Genomic DNA, 15,862 nt, shown 5'->3' with positions numbered 1-15,862 from the left:
CACCCTTTTAAAAAAGTGCTATATTATTTAACGTAACTTTTAGGAGGAAAAAAATTTATGTCAGTAAAAATTCGTTTGCGCCGTATGGGTGCTAAAAGAAAGCCATTTTATAGAATCGTTGTAGCTGATTCCAGAATGCCACGCGATGGTCGTTTTATTGAAGAAGTCGGTTACTATAATCCAGTTTCAGTTCCTAAGGAATTGAAATTAGACGAAGATAAAATTTTTGAATGGTTGCAAAAGGGTGCTCAACCTTCAGATACTGTGCGTTCACTACTTTCTGGTGCAGGCTTAATGAAGAAACTGCATGATTCAAAATTTAATAAATAGTGAATCGTTAGTTAAAAGTTTGAAGTTAACTGCTTCAAGCTTTTTTCTTTGAGTAGGAGAAACTATGCAATTTTATGATGTTGCGCGAATATTATCTACCCATGGTCTTAAAGGAGAAGTAAAAGTTGCTTTAATTACGGATTTTCCGGAAGAACGCTTTGCTGCAAAGCAAGAATTGGCTTTAAAAGCTAATCAACAAAAAAAGTTGACGGTTAAAACCAGCAGACCTTTTAAACAGTTCTGGCTGGTTCAATTTAATGAAATCACTGATATTGATAGTGCTAAGAAATTAGTCGGCGAAACTTTAGTTGTTAGCGAGCAAAATCAGCATGAACTTCCAGATGGCGCATATTATTATCGCGATATTCTAGGCTGTAAAGTGATAGATAATCATTCTGGGGTTAAGCTGGGTCAAATAACCGGTATCGAAACTCCAGGAGCAAATGATGTTTGGGAAATTACCGAAGAAAATGGTAATGAGTATTTAATTCCCTATATAGATCAAGTTGTTAAAAAGATAGATGTTGAACATAAAAAAGTTTTTGTAGAACTTTTGGAAGGATTACGCAATGAAGATTAACGTATTGACGCTTTTTCCCGATATGTTTACACCATTGACAACTTCAATGCTTGGAAGAGGTCTTGAAGATGGCAGATGGCAACTCAATTTAGTCAATTTTCGTGATTTTACCACGGATATTCATCATCACGTTGATGACAGTCCTTATGGTGGCGGAGCAGGCATGGTCTTGCAAATTATGCCGATCAAAAAAGCACTTGATTCGATCGCAAATAAGGGCAAAGTAATTATTACTGCACCACAAGGCAAAACTTTTAATCAAAAAATAGCACAAGAATGGTCTAAAGAAGAGAACCTTACATTTATTTGTGGTCATTATGAAGGCTTTGATCAGCGCATCTATGATTTGGCAGATGAAACAGTTTCAATTGGTGATTATGTCTTAACTGGTGGTGAATTACCTGCAATGAGTATGATTGATGCTACTGTTAGATTGATTCCGGGTGTTTTGGGAAATATTGCCTCACCAGTAGAGGAGAGTTTCACTCGTGGTTTGCTGGAATATCCACAATATACCAGACCAGAAGATTTTGAAGGAAAGAAAGTACCTGAAGTATTAACATCTGGAAATCACCAAAAGATTGATGAGTGGCGTCATAAGGAAGCTTTGCGGGCAACCTACTTGTACAGACCGGATTTACTTGAAAATTATAATTTAAGTAAAGAAGAAAAGAGAATGTTGACGGAAATAGAGCAGGAAAAAGATCAAACTTGATTTTAATTGCTATTTTTGCTAATATAATTGAGGTGTAATTTATTTTTGCACTAATAGTTAGGGGTGTTCCGCTGACGTGAATGACGTGAATGAATGCCGGAGAAGGAGAAAATAAAAATGGATCCATTAATTCAAGAATTAACTAAAGAACAATTACGTGACGATATTCCTGACTTCCGTGCAGGAGACACAGTTCGTGTCCACGTGCGTGTTGTCGAAGGTTCACATGAACGTATTCAGATGTTTGAAGGCGTTGTTATTAAGCGTAAGGGCACTGGAATTGGTGCCAGCTATACTGTACGTAAGATGGCATCTGGTGTTGGTGTTGAACGTACTTTTCCAGTAAACGATCCACGTGTTGCCAAGGTTGAAGTATTACGTCACGGGCGTGTACGTCGTGCTAAACTTTACTACTTACGTGATCGTCACGGCAAGTCTGCTAGAATTGCAGAAAAGCGTCGTTAAATTAACGCTTAAGTAAAGGAGAATCATTCCGTAAAGGGATGATTCTCTTTTTTGTTTATGTTAAAATCTTCAGCAAAATATTTTTTATGGAGGGTAGAATTATGAATGAACCATTTTTATTAAATTTTGATACTAGTCCAAAAGCAGTTCTAGAACCAGAGCACGAAAAAGAAATTAATCACTTTCATTTTCAACCTAAATTGCTGTTTGCATTTTTAACTACAGCTGCAATCAACAAATTTTTAGTTGGTCGTCCTCATAAACAAGTGGGATTTTTTGAATGTTTTGAAGGAAAAACTCCCATTTATGAAGTTGATTTAGATGGAGCAAAGTTTACCCTTTGTCAGGCTAAAATGGGGGCCGCGGCCGCTGTGCAACTGTTAGATTGGTTAATAGGCTACGGTGTTAAACAGATTTTAGCAGTTGGCTCAGCAGGTTGTTTGGTTGATTTACCGGAAAATTATTTTCTCGTGCCTATAAAAGCCATAAGAGACGAAGGTACGTCATTTCATTATTTAAATCCAGAGACATTTGTCATGTTAGAATCCGCATTTTTAGACAAAACAAAGAAGCTAATGAACGAAAATGGATTTACGGTTAAAGAAGTAACTACGTGGACTACTGATGGTTTTTTTAGGGAAACTGCCAAGAAAGTAAAACAGGCTAAAGCATTGGGCGCCTCATGTGTTGAAATGGAATGTGCGGCACTCGCTGCTTGTGCACAATTTAGAGGAGTCGACTTTGCACAAATATTATTTACAGCAGATTCTCTTAAAGATGTAGAAAAGCATGAAGAAAGAGGCTGGGGCAGGGATGCTCATGAAGCAGCAATTAATTTAGCTGCCAATATCATTAGTAAAATTTAACCAAGTTTGTGAAAAAATACTTCCGTGGAACCAAAGTGAAACAGCGTTATTATTCACAAGCAAATAACATAAAAGCTTTAGAAATAGCATTTTTAAGTATAAAATCAATGTAAAGATTGTGAATTGATTTAAAGCATTAGTTGTGGAAAGTCAATTTCTTGCCATAATGACAGTATTTTGAGACGTTACGTTTGACTACTAACAGGAATTTTGCTAGGTAAATATCTAAAAATACTTAAAGTTCAAGCAAATCAAAATAATAGTCAAAATTAGTCTGATAAACCAGTGAGACCAAGTGATTTGTCCGTAAAGAAAAATTCCGTTTGCTAGAGCGGTAAGCAAAACTGCTACTAGAAATATAGTAGTTAAAAGTGGTTTTTTTAGAAAACTTCCGGCAATAATGCCTAATGCGGACAAGACGTTGATCATGATTAGCCAAATTGGCAAACTAGTAAAAGATGAAAAGCTGGCGCTAGTCATAAGAACACCATATATAATAGTTAAAGAGATTGTTAGATATGACATTTTTATACCTCCTGCTAAAATTTAATCATCTGGGGTCGACCCTACGTCAAGGAGATAATTATGTATTTGAAAGAATTTATTCAAAAGGAAAATACTACACGTGATACAGTTAGACATTATATCTACTTAAGCTTATTAAATCCTGGTCGTAAGGGAAGAAACTATTGGTTTACTGAAGACGAAACTGATATTTTTGAAGCAATTAAAGAGTTCCAAGACTTAGGTTTTTCGCTTCAAGAAATAAAGGACATAAAAAAACTACACGATGAATCGTGTAGTACTGAAAAGCAGCGTAAACAGAACTTAAAGTTAATTAAGGATAAAATCGCTGTTATAAATGCAAAAATAAACAAATTAAAAATGCAGGAAAAAGTCCTGGAAGAAGTAAAAGAAACTATGGAGAAAAAAGCATTATTGAAACTCGTAAAAAATAATTTTTATTTATCCCAATAATGCTATAAAGTTCTTTTGTTAAATAATAGTGTTACGGTACAGTCCAACTACTTTACCTAAAATGTGGACGCTTGACAATATGATCGGTGCCATCGTATCATTTTCAGGCTGTAAACGATAGTGACCTTTTTCCTTGTAAAATCGTTTTACAGTTGCTTCATTTTCATCTGTCATTGCTACTACAATTTCACCGTTAATAGCTGAAGATTGTTTGCGGACAATTACATTATCTCCGTTTAAAATACCAGCATTAATCATACTTTCTCCATGTACTCTCAACATAAAGAGATCGCCAGCATCGTTTGCTAAATCAGGAGGCAAAGGGAAATAGTCTTCTATGTCTTCAACAGCTAAAATAGGTTGACCAGCAGTCACATCACCAACAACTGGAATTTCTTTTGGTTGGACGCCAATTGCTTTTTTCCCTTCATCGGTTATTTCTAATGCTCTTGGTTTTGTAGCATCCTTTATTATTAAGCCCTTGTTTTCAAGCCTTGATAAATGGCCGTGTACAGTAGAAGTGGAAGATAAATCTACAGCATGACATATTTCACGCACAGTTGGAGGAAAGCCCCTGTCTTCAACCGTTTCATATATATAGCGTAAAATTTGTAACTGCTTATTGTTTTGTTTTGTAGTCATAGTTATCTCCAGTATTATAAACGTCTTTAATACTTTTAATTCTAGCAGATAATTTGGTATAGTACAAACAAGCGTTCTGAAAATTTTAAACTTTTTTTATTACAAATAATAATGTAGACTTTTTTAAGAGAGGTGCTAAAAATGAATGAAGATCTTGAGAAAAAACTAATAAATCGAATAAATGAACTTTATCATAAAAAGGAATCTGTTGGACTAACAGAAGGCGAGGAAATAGAACGAAAGAAATTACATCAGGAATTTATTAAGAACTTCAGAGCAGGCTTTAAACAAGATGTAGAGAATTTAGTGATAATTGATAAAAATGGCAAAGAAATTACTTCTGAAAAAGCGAAAAAAGCTCAAAGAAAAAAAGGTTTAAGAAAAGATTAACTTTGATCTTTAATTTTACTGTATTTTTAGGTAAGATATACCTATTGGACAAATTGAGGTGATTATTTTATGAACTTAGGATTAGCGATTTTTCTGATTGTTATAGCATTAATATTAGGACTTGTAGGAGGCTTTTATGGTGCAAGAGCATATATGAAAAAATATTTTAAGGATAATCCGCCAATCAGTGAAGATATGATTGTTGCCATGATGTCTCAAATGGGCCAAAAGCCTTCAGCTAAGAAGGTAAACCAAGTGATGAACATGATGAAGCACCAAAAATAAAAACTTACTAGATTGAAATAGTGTGGCGGAGAATAAACTCTCCGCTTTTTTACTGAATTTTTAGGTGAATAATGGGTATATTTTTTAAATTAGGTTGGTTTTTTAAAAAAGAAAAAAAGCGTTACCTAATTGGTATTACGTTTTTGGCACTTACTTCAGTTGTGAACTTGGTGCCACCGAGAATCTTAGGTCTAATGGCTGATCAATTAGATGAAGGACATATTAGTTGGCAAGAATATGGTCTTCTAATTTTGGCAATTGTTTTAGCAGCCCTGTTGCTGTATGGCTTTCGCTATTTTTGGCGTAGTCAGATTTGGGGTGGTGCAGCAGAACTGGAACTACAGTTAAGATCGAAACTATTCCGTCATTTCATGGCTATGGATCGCACTTTTTATCAACGTCACAGAACAGGTGATTTGATGGCTCACGCTACAAATGATGTTTCGGCCGTTCAGGAAGTTGCCGGTGAAGGCGTTTTAACACTCGTTGACTCACTAATAATGAGTGTATCTACCATGGTGGCCATGATTGCTTTTGTTGATTGGCGTTTAACACTTGTGGCTCTTTTGCCGTTACCATTTTTGGCTTGGGGAGCATGGAAATTAGGAGACAGGCTACATGATGCATTTGATAAGTCCCAAGCAGCTTTTTCCAGGTTAAACAATAAAACTCAGGAATCAGTTTCAGGTATCAAGGTTTTGAAAACATTTGGTCAGGGTAAAGAAGATACTGCTGCTTTTGACCAAATGATAGATGACACTATTAAAATCAATAAAAAAGTTTTTAAATGGGACTCTATGTTTGATCCTTTAGGCACATTGCTTATTGGTTTGACATATACAATAACTATTATTTACGGTGGGATGCTTGTTTTTAACAAAGCACTCACTATTGGCCAGTTAGTTTCGTTTATTGCATACATTGGTAATATGGTCTGGCCTATGTTTGCCATCGGATATCTTTTTAATATTTTAGAGCGTGGAAGCGCAAGTTACGATCGTATTGAAAAGCTGCTGGAAGAAAAGTCTGAAATTACGGATAAATATGCTGATCAAAAATTATCTGCCAAAGATATAGCGGGCGATCTTATTTATCATGTTAAATATTTTGCATATCCAGATGAACCGAAAGTTCAAGTGCTGAATAATATCGACTTTACGTTAAAAACAGGTCAAACTCTGGGTCTTGTGGGTAAAGTAGGAGCTGGTAAAACTACTATAATACAGCTTTTACTTAGGGAATTTGATAAGTATGATGGTCACATTACGTTAAATGGACATGATATCAGAGAGATTCCCCTTAATGTTTTATTACGCCAAATATCATATGTACCTCAAGACAATTACCTATTTTCAACCAGTATCCAAAAGAATATCGCTTTTTCAAAAGCAGACAGTAATGAAAGTGCTATTGTTTCTGCAGCAAAGAAAAGTGATCTGCACAATGATATTTTACAGATGCCAGGTGGTTACAATACTTTGGTGGGTGAAAATGGCGTTTCACTTTCCGGAGGACAAAAACAACGTATGTCTATTGCCAGAGCGCTACTTAAACAAAGCCAAATCTTAGTTTTAGATGATGCATTGTCAGCAGTAGATGCCAGGACTGAAATGGCTATTTTACGCTCTCTAAGAAAGGAACGTAAGGGAAAAACAACATTAATTGCTACGCATAGACTTACATCGGTAATGAATGCTGATTTAATTTTAGTCCTAAAAAATGGTCGGATTGTTGAACGAGGAACTCATGACCAGCTGCTGAAATTAAATGGTTGGTATGCTGATATGTGGCAAAGACAAGAATTAGAAGACAAGGTAGGTGACTCCAATGGACGATGAAAATTCATTCCAATCAGTCTGGTCTCAAGAAATTCCTGTAAAAGAGCAACTTAGCATTTTTAAGCGCTTGCTGCGTTTTGTGATGCATTTTAAAAATGAAATGATCATTGCAGGTATTGGTGCTTTTTTAGTAAGTGTAATTAACGTTTTACTGCCATATGGTTTACAGTATTTTTTAGATAATTTTTTGAGTAAAGCTGATGTTACAACACAAATAATTTTATTCGCTGGTTTTCTTTACGCATTTGGTTCCATTGTCAAAGGAATTTTGCAGTTTACCTACGAGTACTTTTTTGCTTTAGGATCAGAAAAATCGCTTGAAGGCTTGCGTTCTGAACTTTATAAAAAGTTGCATACATTAGGAATGCGATACTTTGATCAAACTCCAGCTGGTTCAATAGTCTCAAGAGTAACAAATGATACTATGACTTTGAGCAATTTTTTGACTGTATTATCAAGCGTAGTAATTTCATTTTTCTCAATTATTTCGGCTATGGTAGCGATGTTTTCTACCAATGTGGTGGCTGGATTTATAGTTCTTGCTTTTTTACCTTTACTTTTAGTGATTATTTGGCAATATTCTAAAAGAAGTTCGAAACTTTACCGTAGTTATCGCGAAAGATTAAGTCGCATAAATACTAACTTAAATGAATCAATTGAAGGAGTTTCTTTAATCCAGCAATTTAAGCAGGAAAAGCGTATGACTAATCATTTTGAAAGTGAAAACTCTGCCTTAATGAAAACACGTTTCGATATGATTAATCTTAATTCCTTTTTGTTGTCACCTTTAACTAGTTTGCTATATTCACTTGCATTAGCATTAACTTTAATGTACTTTGGATTTCCGTTAAGGGAAACCTTTGTTCCAGCTGGTGTTGTTTATGCATTTTCACAATATATTTCACAGTTTTTTAATCCAATTGCCAATATGATGGATCAAATGACTTTTTTCCAAGATGGTATTGTAGCAGGCAAAAGAATTTTTCGGATTTTAGATAATACTGATTACGAACCACAACAAAAAGCTGAGGCAGGATTAACAATTAATCAAGGAAAGATTGAGTTTAAGCACGTAAGTTTCTCATATGATGGTAAAAACGAAATTTTACATGATATTTCCTTCACAGTTAATCCAGGAGAAACTTTAGGCATAGTTGGACATACAGGTTCGGGTAAAAGTTCAATTATTAACGTAATGATGCGTTTTTATGAATTTTATAAAGGTGAAGTGTTAATTGACGGGGTTGACATCAAAAAATATCCTAAAGAAGAATTGCGCAAAAAACTTGGATTGGTATTGCAAGAGCCCTTTATGTTTTACGGGGATATTAATTCCAATATTCGCCTTTATAACAAGGACATAACTGACAAGCAAATAAAAAAGGCTGCTGAAACTGTTCAGGCAGATGGCTTTATTGAGAATCTCCCTGGAAAGTACCATGCTAAAGTAGGTGAAGGTGGAAGTGAATTTAGTCAAGGCCAAAGGCAGCTAATATCTTTTGCTCGTACTTTGGTGACGGATCCTAGGATATTAGTTCTGGATGAGGCCACTGCAAATGTCGATACTGAAACTGAAACGCTGATTCAACAAGGATTGAAGAGATTGCGTAAGGGTCGCACAACTTTGGCTATTGCGCACAGGCTTTCAACTATTGTTGATGCAGATCAAATTATTGTATTGAATGATGGCAGAATTGTGGAAAGAGGCAATCACGAGAAACTTCTTTCACAAAAAGGTTATTATTATAATTTATATACCTTACAGAATAGCCAAAAGTGAAAAAAAGCACAAAGCTAAAAACTTTGTGCTTTTTTATATTTAGTATTGACAGCGTTTACATTAAAGAGTAAATTTATCATGTTAGCAGTAGCTAAATTATGATTTTAGTAAGAAGGGAATTATAATGGAATATCAAAAAATTAATCAAACTGACTTGGATAACCTAAGCAAGTTCATTTCAGATCCAGAAAGGTTTATTACTAAACCAACTAAGCACTGGGATCATGACCAATTTGGTACAGTCAAAGCTATGCCAGATTTGGTAATTCAACCAACAAGCAATGAAGAGGTAATGAATGTTGTTAAATACGCTAGTGATCATTCAATACCTTTGGTTCCAAGGGGAAATTCAACTGGTTTAATGGGAGCTAACCTTGCTGTTGATGGCGGAATTTCACTTGACATGATCAAAATGAACAAGGTTTTGGAATATGATCCAGAAAGTTTGACTATGACTGTTCAAGCAGGATTAAGATTGAAAGACTTGGACGAATATTTAGCTGATAAGCCTTTCATGTATATGCCTGCTCCAGCCATGCACTGGGCAACTATTGGTGGCAATGTTTCCACAAATGCGGGTGGACTCAAAGCCATCAAATATGGAGTTACCAGAGAGCACATTCGTGAGATCAAAGTAGTTTTGACTAACGGAAAATTGTATAAATTTGGCTCCAAAGCAGTTAAATCGTCTTCAGGCTATTCACTAAAAGATTTAATTATTGGATCAGAAGGAACTTTGGGTGTTGTAACAGAAGTTACAATTCGTTTATACCCAAGACCACACAAATCTATCAATGCAATTATTCCATTTCCAACTCTAAATGACGCTATTAGATCTGTTCCAGCTATTCTTAAATCTGGAGTTGTGCCAACAACCGTTGAATTTATGGGACGCAAGGTTGTTAAACTCTGGGAAACATATGCTAAGGACGAATTTCCGATTAAGCATGGTGATGGTTTTATTATCATTGGAATTGACGCCTTCACAGAAGATGAATGGAAAGCAGAACTTGACGAAACTTTAGAAGTTGTTAAACCGTTTAAAGCAGAAAAGGCAATTGTATTAAGTGCTGATTCTGATGAAGCTAAGAAGATTTGGAAATGTCGTGAAGAGTTATTGCTTGCTATTCAAAACTCCACACCAAAGATGGATGAAATTGATGTCTGTGTTCCAATCAACCACATTCCAGTAGTTTTAGACCGAATCGAAGAGCTAGAGAAGGAATTGAATATTAGAATTCCAAACTTTGGTCATGCTGGAGACGGCAACCTGCATATTTACCTTTGCTCAGATGATATGACTGATGAAGAATATGCAAAAACAAGCGATAAAGTAATTTCAGAGTTATACAAGACTGCTAAATCACTTGATGGAAATATGTCTGGTGAACATGGTATTGGCTACGCTAGAGCAAATTATTATGAAGACTTTTATGGTAAAGAATATACTGACTTACTACGCAAGGTTAAAAAGTTATTCGATCCTAATTACATTGTTAATCCAGGAAAAATTTTTGAACCTTAATTCATATCTTAATTCATAGTGTATATGTGCGTTTAATAAAAAAAGCTGACAAAGTTTATTTGTCAGCTTTTTTGTGTAGATTAAATTATTAATATTACTTATTTAACATATACTTTCTAGTCATTGGTAAGTTTTTACCTGAAGGTCCTTTAGTAATCAGATATTGGACAACATCGATATTGCCAGATTCAAAAGAAGCAGCGCAAGCCTGCAGGTATAAATCCCACATTCGAGTAAAACGCTCACCCATATTCTTTTGAATTTGATCCCGTTTAGCATTAAAATTTTTATCCCAAATTTCCAATGTTCTTTGATAATGTCTTCTAAGCATTTCCAAATCCGTAATTTGCATGTTGTTTTCGACAATATGACTGATATTTTCACTTAACCCTGGTACATAACCACCTGGAAAAATGTACTTGTTAATCCAAGCGTTTTTGGCACCACCTTGTTGACGCGTAATGCCATGAATGAGAGCTACGCCATCTTTCTTTAAATATTTTGAAACATCGGCAAAGTATTGACCTAAATTTTCTTTACCAACGTGTTCAAACATTCCTACAGAGGTAATGTAATCCCATTGTTCATTTCCCAACTCGCGGTAGTCTTCTAACTTAACTTCTGCAATATCCTGCAAGTTTTGATCGTATATTTTCTTTTGAACAAGTTTATATTGCTCTTCACTTAATGTTACGCCAGTTACCTTAAGGCCATATTCTTTAGCCGCTAGCAGCATGAGAGTGCCCCAACCGCATCCAATGTCAAGCAGTGTCTTTCCTTTTTCGGGATGTAATTTATTTAAAATATGGTGGATTTTTGCCAATTGTGCTGTCTCAAGATCGTCATTTTCGTTTTCAAAATACGCACATGAATATGTTAAAGTAGGGTCAAGCCATAATTTATAAAAGTCATTACCGATATCATAATGACTTTGAACATCTTTTTCACTTTGTGCTTCAGTGTGTTTTTCTTTTGGTAAAAATTTGCGAAATTTACTGGACCGCATGAAACTTCCGGCACTTTCATAAGCTCCGCAAATTAGTTTTTGCAAACTGCCCTTGATTTCGATTCTTTTATCCATATATGCTTCGCCTAAAGCAAGAGAAGCATTTTTTGAAATAGTACTAGTCGGAATTTTCTCGTTAAAAATTATCTCTATATTTGGAGTACCGTTTCCGTAAACTTCACTTTTGCCATCCCAGTATGTTACTTTGACAGGGAAAGGAAAGGACTTGCTTAACATAGCTCTATAAAAACTTTTTTCTAACAATTTTGAAATCCTCCATCTAACTTTTTTACATTTTTATTTTAACACTTGTTCATTGAGCTAATGTTTAAAGAGTAATTTTTTATTTAGGTTGATAATGAAAATTGGGGTTTTGTTCGTAGTCAACTTTATCCCAGGCTTTTTTAAGCTTATTGTCTAACATAGCTTCGTTTTCGTGAGTGAGTTTTATTTTACGGTCAATCATAAACGGCTCCCCGAAACAAACTTCTAAGGGTTGGCGTTTTAATAAACCAGTGAAAGTTAGTGGACCCTGATAGACTACTGGTACTATAGGCTTGTTTGATAATTTAGCAATGGCAATTGTGCCGCCTTTCATTTCAGATGAGTGCCTTGTACCTGAGGGAAAAATAATTAAAGAATAATTACCTTTTCTCAATCCATTAATAGGAGTTTTTAAAGCTGAAGGTCCAGGATGTTTACGGTCTACTGGAAAAGCATGTGCATGTTTTAAAATGAACCGTAATATCGGTTTTTTAAACAATTCTATTTTAGCCATAAACATGAATTCTTTTGGACTTGCCGCTAAGGCGAATAAAATTGGTTCCCACCATGTTCTATGTGGTGCTGCTAGTATATAGTTCCCTTCGGGAATTCTTTCCTTATGATTAACGTGTAAATGTCCATTTAATAGCCAAACTATAAAGCGAGCTACCGGACGAATAAAATGATAAAACATAATTTCCTCCAATTGATGTAAAATATTATAACAAAGCTGCGAGAGAGGACAAATTTTTATGGACAAATTATTGAAAAATGAGCGCATTGATTATATGTACAGTGATGATTTAAAAATAATCCAAAATAAATCATCTTTCAGCTTTTCATTAGATACTCTGCTTTTAGCAGCAACTGCAAAAGATTCAATTAAAGATAATTCCAAAGTGGCTGATTTATGTGCTGGCAATTGTGCAGCAACAATGTATATGGCTTATTTTAACCGTGCTAAATATGATGCGGTTGAAATACAAGAAGAAGTGGCTTCACAAGCTGAACGTTCTATATCGCTAAACAATATGGAAAATCGTATCCAGGTTTTTCAAAAAAATGTTAAAGATGCTCCAGTTTTTTTGAGAAAAGATTCGTATGATGTAATTGTCGTGAATCCACCTTACTTTAAAGTTGCACAAAATCATAAAGTAAATCCTGATCCAGCAAAGGCTATTGCCAGACATGAAATCTTAATTAATTTAGAAGAAATAATTTCTGTAGCCAGTGCCTTGCTTAAAATGAAAGGCAAATTATTTATGGTCCATCGACCAGAGCGTTTAAATGAGATTGCATATTTTTGTCTTAAACATGATTTGAGTATTAAGCTTGTACAGCCATATGTTTCTCATCGAGGAGAAAACTGCAATTTAATAATTATTGAAGCAGTTAAGCATACCGGTAGCGATGGTCTGGTATTAAGGGATGCCATTGAGGTACATGATAAAAACGGTAATTATCTTCCTCCGATTCAGCGTATAATCAGAGAAACGGAATCGGATAGAGAAAAAAGGCAAAAGAGTAGAAGATATTATTTTTATGTACTCTTATGCAAAGATAATAGCTTCTACGGTGGCTTTACTGATGATTTATCCAAACGACTAAAAGCACATAATAGTGGCAAAGGTGCCAAGTATACAAAGTCTCGCAGACCAGTCAAACTGCTTTACCACGAAGAGTTTAAAGATAAGAAGCTGGCGCTTAAAAGGGAATATTGGTTTAAGCACCATAATAGATTATGGAAGGAAAGATTTTTAAGAGAACATAAAGTTAACTTTTAACCTTGCATCTTAAACAATAATCTAGTATTATTTTAGCGTATGCCTTTATGCATATGTATAAAAAACATCAAGAGCAATCAGTATTTCGGTGCCATACAAATGGTGAAATACTGAAATGACCGCTTGAGACGATTAAAACCATAGGAGGAAGTTAATATGTCAGTAGTTTCTATGAAACAATTGCTTGAAGCCGGTGTCCACTTTGGTCACCAAACTAGAAGATGGGATCCAAAGATGGCTCCTTATATCTTTACGCAAAGAAATGGTATTTATATCATTGACTTGCAAAAAACTATCAAAATGTTAGATGATGCTTATTCATTCGTGAGAGCTGTTGCTCAAAATGGTGGCGTTATTCTTTTTGTTGGTACTAAGAAACAAGCTCAAGATTCAATTGCTGAAGAAGCTACTCGTGCTGGTCAATACTACGTTAACCAACGTTGGTTAGGTGGTACATTGACTAACTGGAAGACTATCCAGAGCCGAGTACAAAGATTAAAAGATTTAAAGAAAATGTCAGAAGATGGCACATTTGATGTATTGCCAAAGAAGGAAGCTTCTCTTTTGACTAAAGAAAAGGATAAATTGGAAAGATTCTTAGGTGGTATTGAAGATATGCCTAGAATTCCAGATGTTTTATTCGTAGTCGATCCTAAAAAGGAAAAGATTGCTGTTCATGAAGCTAATATTTTAGGAATTCCTGTAGTAGCTATGGTCGACACTAACACTGATCCGGATCCAGTTGACGTAGTTATTCCTGCAAACGACGATGCTATTCGTGCTATTCGTTTGATTTCAGGCGCAATGGCTGATGCTGTTATTGAAGGTAAGCAAGGTCAAGATGATGACAATGCTGAAGCAGAGATGGCTAAGGGTGCAGAAGAAAAACAAGCAGATACTGAAGCTGATGCAGAAAAAACAGTAGAAGCTGAAGAAACTTCTGACTCAGATGAAGACTAGTTTTAATTATTAATAAGTTTTTATTTGGAAGGAAAAATAATGGCAAACATTACTGCTAAACAAGTAAAAGAATTACGTGACCGTACTGGCGCCGGCATGATGGATTCCAAGAAGGCTTTGGTTAAAGCTGATGGTGATATTGAAAAGGCAATTGACATTTTAAGAGAAAATGGTGTTGCTAAAGCTGCTAAGAAGAGTGGCCGTATTGCTGCTGAAGGTTTGGCCGAATATGCTTTTGAAGGAAATAATGCTGTTGTAGTAGAGATTAACTCTGAAACAGATTTTGTTTCATCCAATGATAAATTTATCAAATTAGTTGATGATGTGACCAAGGCTATTTTAGCGGCTAAACCTGCTAACGTTGAAGAAGCATTAAAATCACCAATGGGTGATTCCACAATTGGCGAGGAAATTACCAATCTTACTGCTGTCATTGGTGAGAAAATCACTTTAAGACGATTTGATCTAATTACTAAGAATGATGATGAAGTCTTTGGTGCTTACAAGCACAATGGTGGTGCAATTGTTGCAGTTGTTACCTTAAAAGGCAACAGTGAGGAAGCAGCTAAGAACATTGCAATGCACGTTGCCGCAATTAATCCAGAATACTTGAACAAGGATTCAGTACCAAAGGCTGATTTTGATCGTCAGAAAGAAGTTTTCACTAAGGAAACTGAAAATGAAGGCAAGCCTGCTAAAATCATTCCTAAGATTGTTGAGGGCAGAGTAAACAAGTATCTCAGTGAAATTTGTTTAGTGGACCAACCTTATGTTAAAGATGGCGATATGACAGTAGCTGAATATGCTAAATCAGAAGGCTGCGAAGTTGTTGGCTACAAACGTTATGAAGTTGGCGAAGGTATCGAAAAGAAGCAAGAAGACTTTGCTGCTGAAGTAAAAGAACAAATGAAATAGATATACATATTTTTATTGATTCAATTAAAAGCTCTTATCTGTATAGATGAGGGCTTTTTTTTTCTAAAATCTTGCGAAATCATTGACAAAAAGTGATAACCTTAAAGTATAAAGCTTTCTGTATTTGAGAAAGAAAATAATTTTAACAGGAAATGAGGTTTCAATAATGAGGAAACTGGCAGAGTTTGACTACATGCTGGATTCATTTAATAGGGATTCCAGAAATCTTAATCGGTTAAGACACGATTTCGTTAATAAATATACGCAAAGTTATATTAAAAATGATATGAATTTAGACGATTTTGTTGTTGGTAAAGGAAATAAAAATAGCTTTTGCTATCAACTTGAATTTAATTTAGCTCAATTGGGCAGTATCAGAGGTTCAAATTCAAAAAATTGGTATTTATTATAACCAACAAAAACAGGATTACGTTGTTACGAAAGCATGGCAAAGAAATGATGAAAATAGTCTTTTACTGAATTGAAAGCAGCAATTGTCAAAATCATTGACTTAGGTAAAAAAGATAAAATGAGTAAAA

Annotated in this window: 19 protein-coding genes; 15 read left to right on the top strand and 4 right to left on the bottom strand. The window is 35.0% G+C overall.

Annotated features, from left to right (window positions below):
• The first annotated feature begins 57 nt into the window (after nucleotides 1-57).
• From rpsP to H3T43_RS01455, 5 genes are all read left to right on the top strand, one after another.
• Nucleotides 58-330 carry a 30S ribosomal protein S16 gene (rpsP, locus tag H3T43_RS01475; protein ID WP_034981579.1) on the top strand — a complete coding sequence of 91 codons (273 nt, stop codon included), beginning with the start codon at nucleotides 58-60 and terminating at the stop codon, nucleotides 328-330.
• Between the two features lie 64 nt (nucleotides 331-394).
• A complete protein-coding gene (gene rimM / locus H3T43_RS01470; RefSeq protein ID WP_198212022.1) occupies nucleotides 395-910 on the top strand; it encodes a ribosome maturation factor RimM in 516 nt (171 codons plus the stop codon).
• Nucleotides 900-1,625 (top strand): tRNA (guanosine(37)-N1)-methyltransferase TrmD, encoded by a 726-nt coding sequence (gene trmD / locus H3T43_RS01465; protein ID WP_187160116.1) that lies wholly within the window; start codon nucleotides 900-902, stop codon nucleotides 1,623-1,625. The genes rimM and trmD overlap by 11 nt, the downstream gene beginning before the upstream one ends.
• Before the next feature lie 117 nt (nucleotides 1,626-1,742).
• Nucleotides 1,743-2,090: a 50S ribosomal protein L19 gene (gene rplS / locus H3T43_RS01460; RefSeq protein ID WP_034981588.1), complete on the top strand. Its 348-nt coding sequence runs from the start codon at nucleotides 1,743-1,745 to the stop codon at nucleotides 2,088-2,090.
• Nucleotides 2,091-2,191: 101 nt separating this feature from the next.
• Nucleotides 2,192-2,956: a nucleoside phosphorylase gene (locus H3T43_RS01455; protein WP_198212020.1), complete on the top strand. Its 765-nt coding sequence runs from the start codon at nucleotides 2,192-2,194 to the stop codon at nucleotides 2,954-2,956.
• 225 nt (nucleotides 2,957-3,181) lie between these two features.
• Here the strand turns inward: H3T43_RS01455 and H3T43_RS01450 are convergent, their stop codons facing one another.
• On the bottom strand, nucleotides 3,182-3,481 hold the full coding sequence (locus H3T43_RS01450; protein WP_198212018.1) for a hypothetical protein: 300 nt from the start codon (nucleotides 3,479-3,481) through the stop codon (nucleotides 3,182-3,184).
• A gap of 60 nt (nucleotides 3,482-3,541) precedes the next feature.
• Between H3T43_RS01450 and H3T43_RS01445 the strand changes: the two genes are divergently transcribed.
• Entirely contained in the window at nucleotides 3,542-3,934 is a 393-nt protein-coding gene (locus H3T43_RS01445) for a MerR family transcriptional regulator (protein ID WP_198212016.1), read from the top strand.
• Nucleotides 3,935-3,952: 18 nt separating this feature from the next.
• On the opposite strand, the gene lexA is transcribed toward H3T43_RS01445, so the two are convergent.
• Complete coding sequence (gene lexA, locus H3T43_RS01440) at nucleotides 3,953-4,576, bottom strand: transcriptional repressor LexA (RefSeq protein ID WP_045928230.1); 624 nt, start codon at nucleotides 4,574-4,576, stop codon at nucleotides 3,953-3,955.
• A 141-nt stretch (nucleotides 4,577-4,717) separates the two neighbouring features.
• On the opposite strand from lexA, the gene H3T43_RS01435 reads away from it, so the two are divergent.
• From H3T43_RS01435 to H3T43_RS01415, 5 genes are all read left to right on the top strand, one after another.
• Nucleotides 4,718-4,966 (top strand): DUF896 domain-containing protein, encoded by a 249-nt coding sequence (locus tag H3T43_RS01435; protein WP_198212014.1) that lies wholly within the window; start codon nucleotides 4,718-4,720, stop codon nucleotides 4,964-4,966.
• Nucleotides 4,967-5,035: 69 nt separating this feature from the next.
• On the top strand, nucleotides 5,036-5,251 hold the full coding sequence (locus H3T43_RS01430) for a YneF family protein (protein ID WP_034981600.1): 216 nt from the start codon (nucleotides 5,036-5,038) through the stop codon (nucleotides 5,249-5,251).
• A 71-nt stretch (nucleotides 5,252-5,322) separates the two neighbouring features.
• Entirely contained in the window at nucleotides 5,323-7,089 is a 1,767-nt protein-coding gene (locus tag H3T43_RS01425) for an ABC transporter ATP-binding protein (protein WP_198212012.1), read from the top strand.
• A complete protein-coding gene (locus H3T43_RS01420; protein WP_198212010.1) occupies nucleotides 7,079-8,869 on the top strand; it encodes an ABC transporter ATP-binding protein in 1,791 nt (596 codons plus the stop codon). Before H3T43_RS01425 ends, H3T43_RS01420 begins: the two co-directional genes overlap by 11 nt.
• A gap of 124 nt (nucleotides 8,870-8,993) precedes the next feature.
• Nucleotides 8,994-10,394, top strand: coding sequence for an FAD-binding oxidoreductase (locus tag H3T43_RS01415; RefSeq protein ID WP_198212008.1), 1,401 nt, complete (start codon nucleotides 8,994-8,996; stop codon nucleotides 10,392-10,394).
• Nucleotides 10,395-10,488: 94 nt separating this feature from the next.
• Here the strand turns inward: H3T43_RS01415 and H3T43_RS01410 are convergent, their stop codons facing one another.
• Together H3T43_RS01410 and H3T43_RS01405 are read right to left on the bottom strand one after the other, a co-directional pair.
• The gene (locus H3T43_RS01410) at nucleotides 10,489-11,664 is read right to left on the bottom strand and encodes a cyclopropane-fatty-acyl-phospholipid synthase family protein (protein ID WP_198212006.1); all 1,176 of its coding nucleotides are present in this window, start codon (nucleotides 11,662-11,664) and stop codon (nucleotides 10,489-10,491) included.
• Between the two features lie 79 nt (nucleotides 11,665-11,743).
• Nucleotides 11,744-12,358, bottom strand: a complete 615-nt coding sequence (locus tag H3T43_RS01405) for a 1-acyl-sn-glycerol-3-phosphate acyltransferase (protein ID WP_198212004.1) — start codon at nucleotides 12,356-12,358, stop codon at nucleotides 11,744-11,746.
• 58 nt (nucleotides 12,359-12,416) lie between these two features.
• Here H3T43_RS01405 and H3T43_RS01400 point away from each other — a divergent pair, with 58 nt between their 5' ends.
• From H3T43_RS01400 to H3T43_RS01385, 4 genes are all read left to right on the top strand, one after another.
• Nucleotides 12,417-13,448 carry a GIY-YIG nuclease family protein gene (locus H3T43_RS01400; RefSeq protein ID WP_198212002.1) on the top strand — a complete coding sequence of 344 codons (1,032 nt, stop codon included), beginning with the start codon at nucleotides 12,417-12,419 and terminating at the stop codon, nucleotides 13,446-13,448.
• Nucleotides 13,449-13,604: 156 nt separating this feature from the next.
• On the top strand, nucleotides 13,605-14,408 hold the full coding sequence (gene rpsB / locus H3T43_RS01395; RefSeq protein WP_034981617.1) for a 30S ribosomal protein S2: 804 nt from the start codon (nucleotides 13,605-13,607) through the stop codon (nucleotides 14,406-14,408).
• Nucleotides 14,409-14,447: 39 nt separating this feature from the next.
• A complete protein-coding gene (gene tsf / locus H3T43_RS01390) occupies nucleotides 14,448-15,323 on the top strand; it encodes a translation elongation factor Ts (protein ID WP_034981620.1) in 876 nt (291 codons plus the stop codon).
• A 166-nt stretch (nucleotides 15,324-15,489) separates the two neighbouring features.
• On the top strand, nucleotides 15,490-15,735 hold the full coding sequence (locus H3T43_RS01385; protein WP_198212000.1) for a hypothetical protein: 246 nt from the start codon (nucleotides 15,490-15,492) through the stop codon (nucleotides 15,733-15,735).
• Nucleotides 15,736-15,862 lie beyond the last annotated feature (127 nt).

This window comes from Lactobacillus sp. M0396 (assembly GCF_016101625.1).
GTDB lineage: Bacteria > Bacillota > Bacilli > Lactobacillales > Lactobacillaceae > Lactobacillus > Lactobacillus huangpiensis.
The sequence above is the reverse complement of the archived record's forward strand: the minus strand, read 5'-3'. Positions and strand labels throughout refer to the sequence as shown.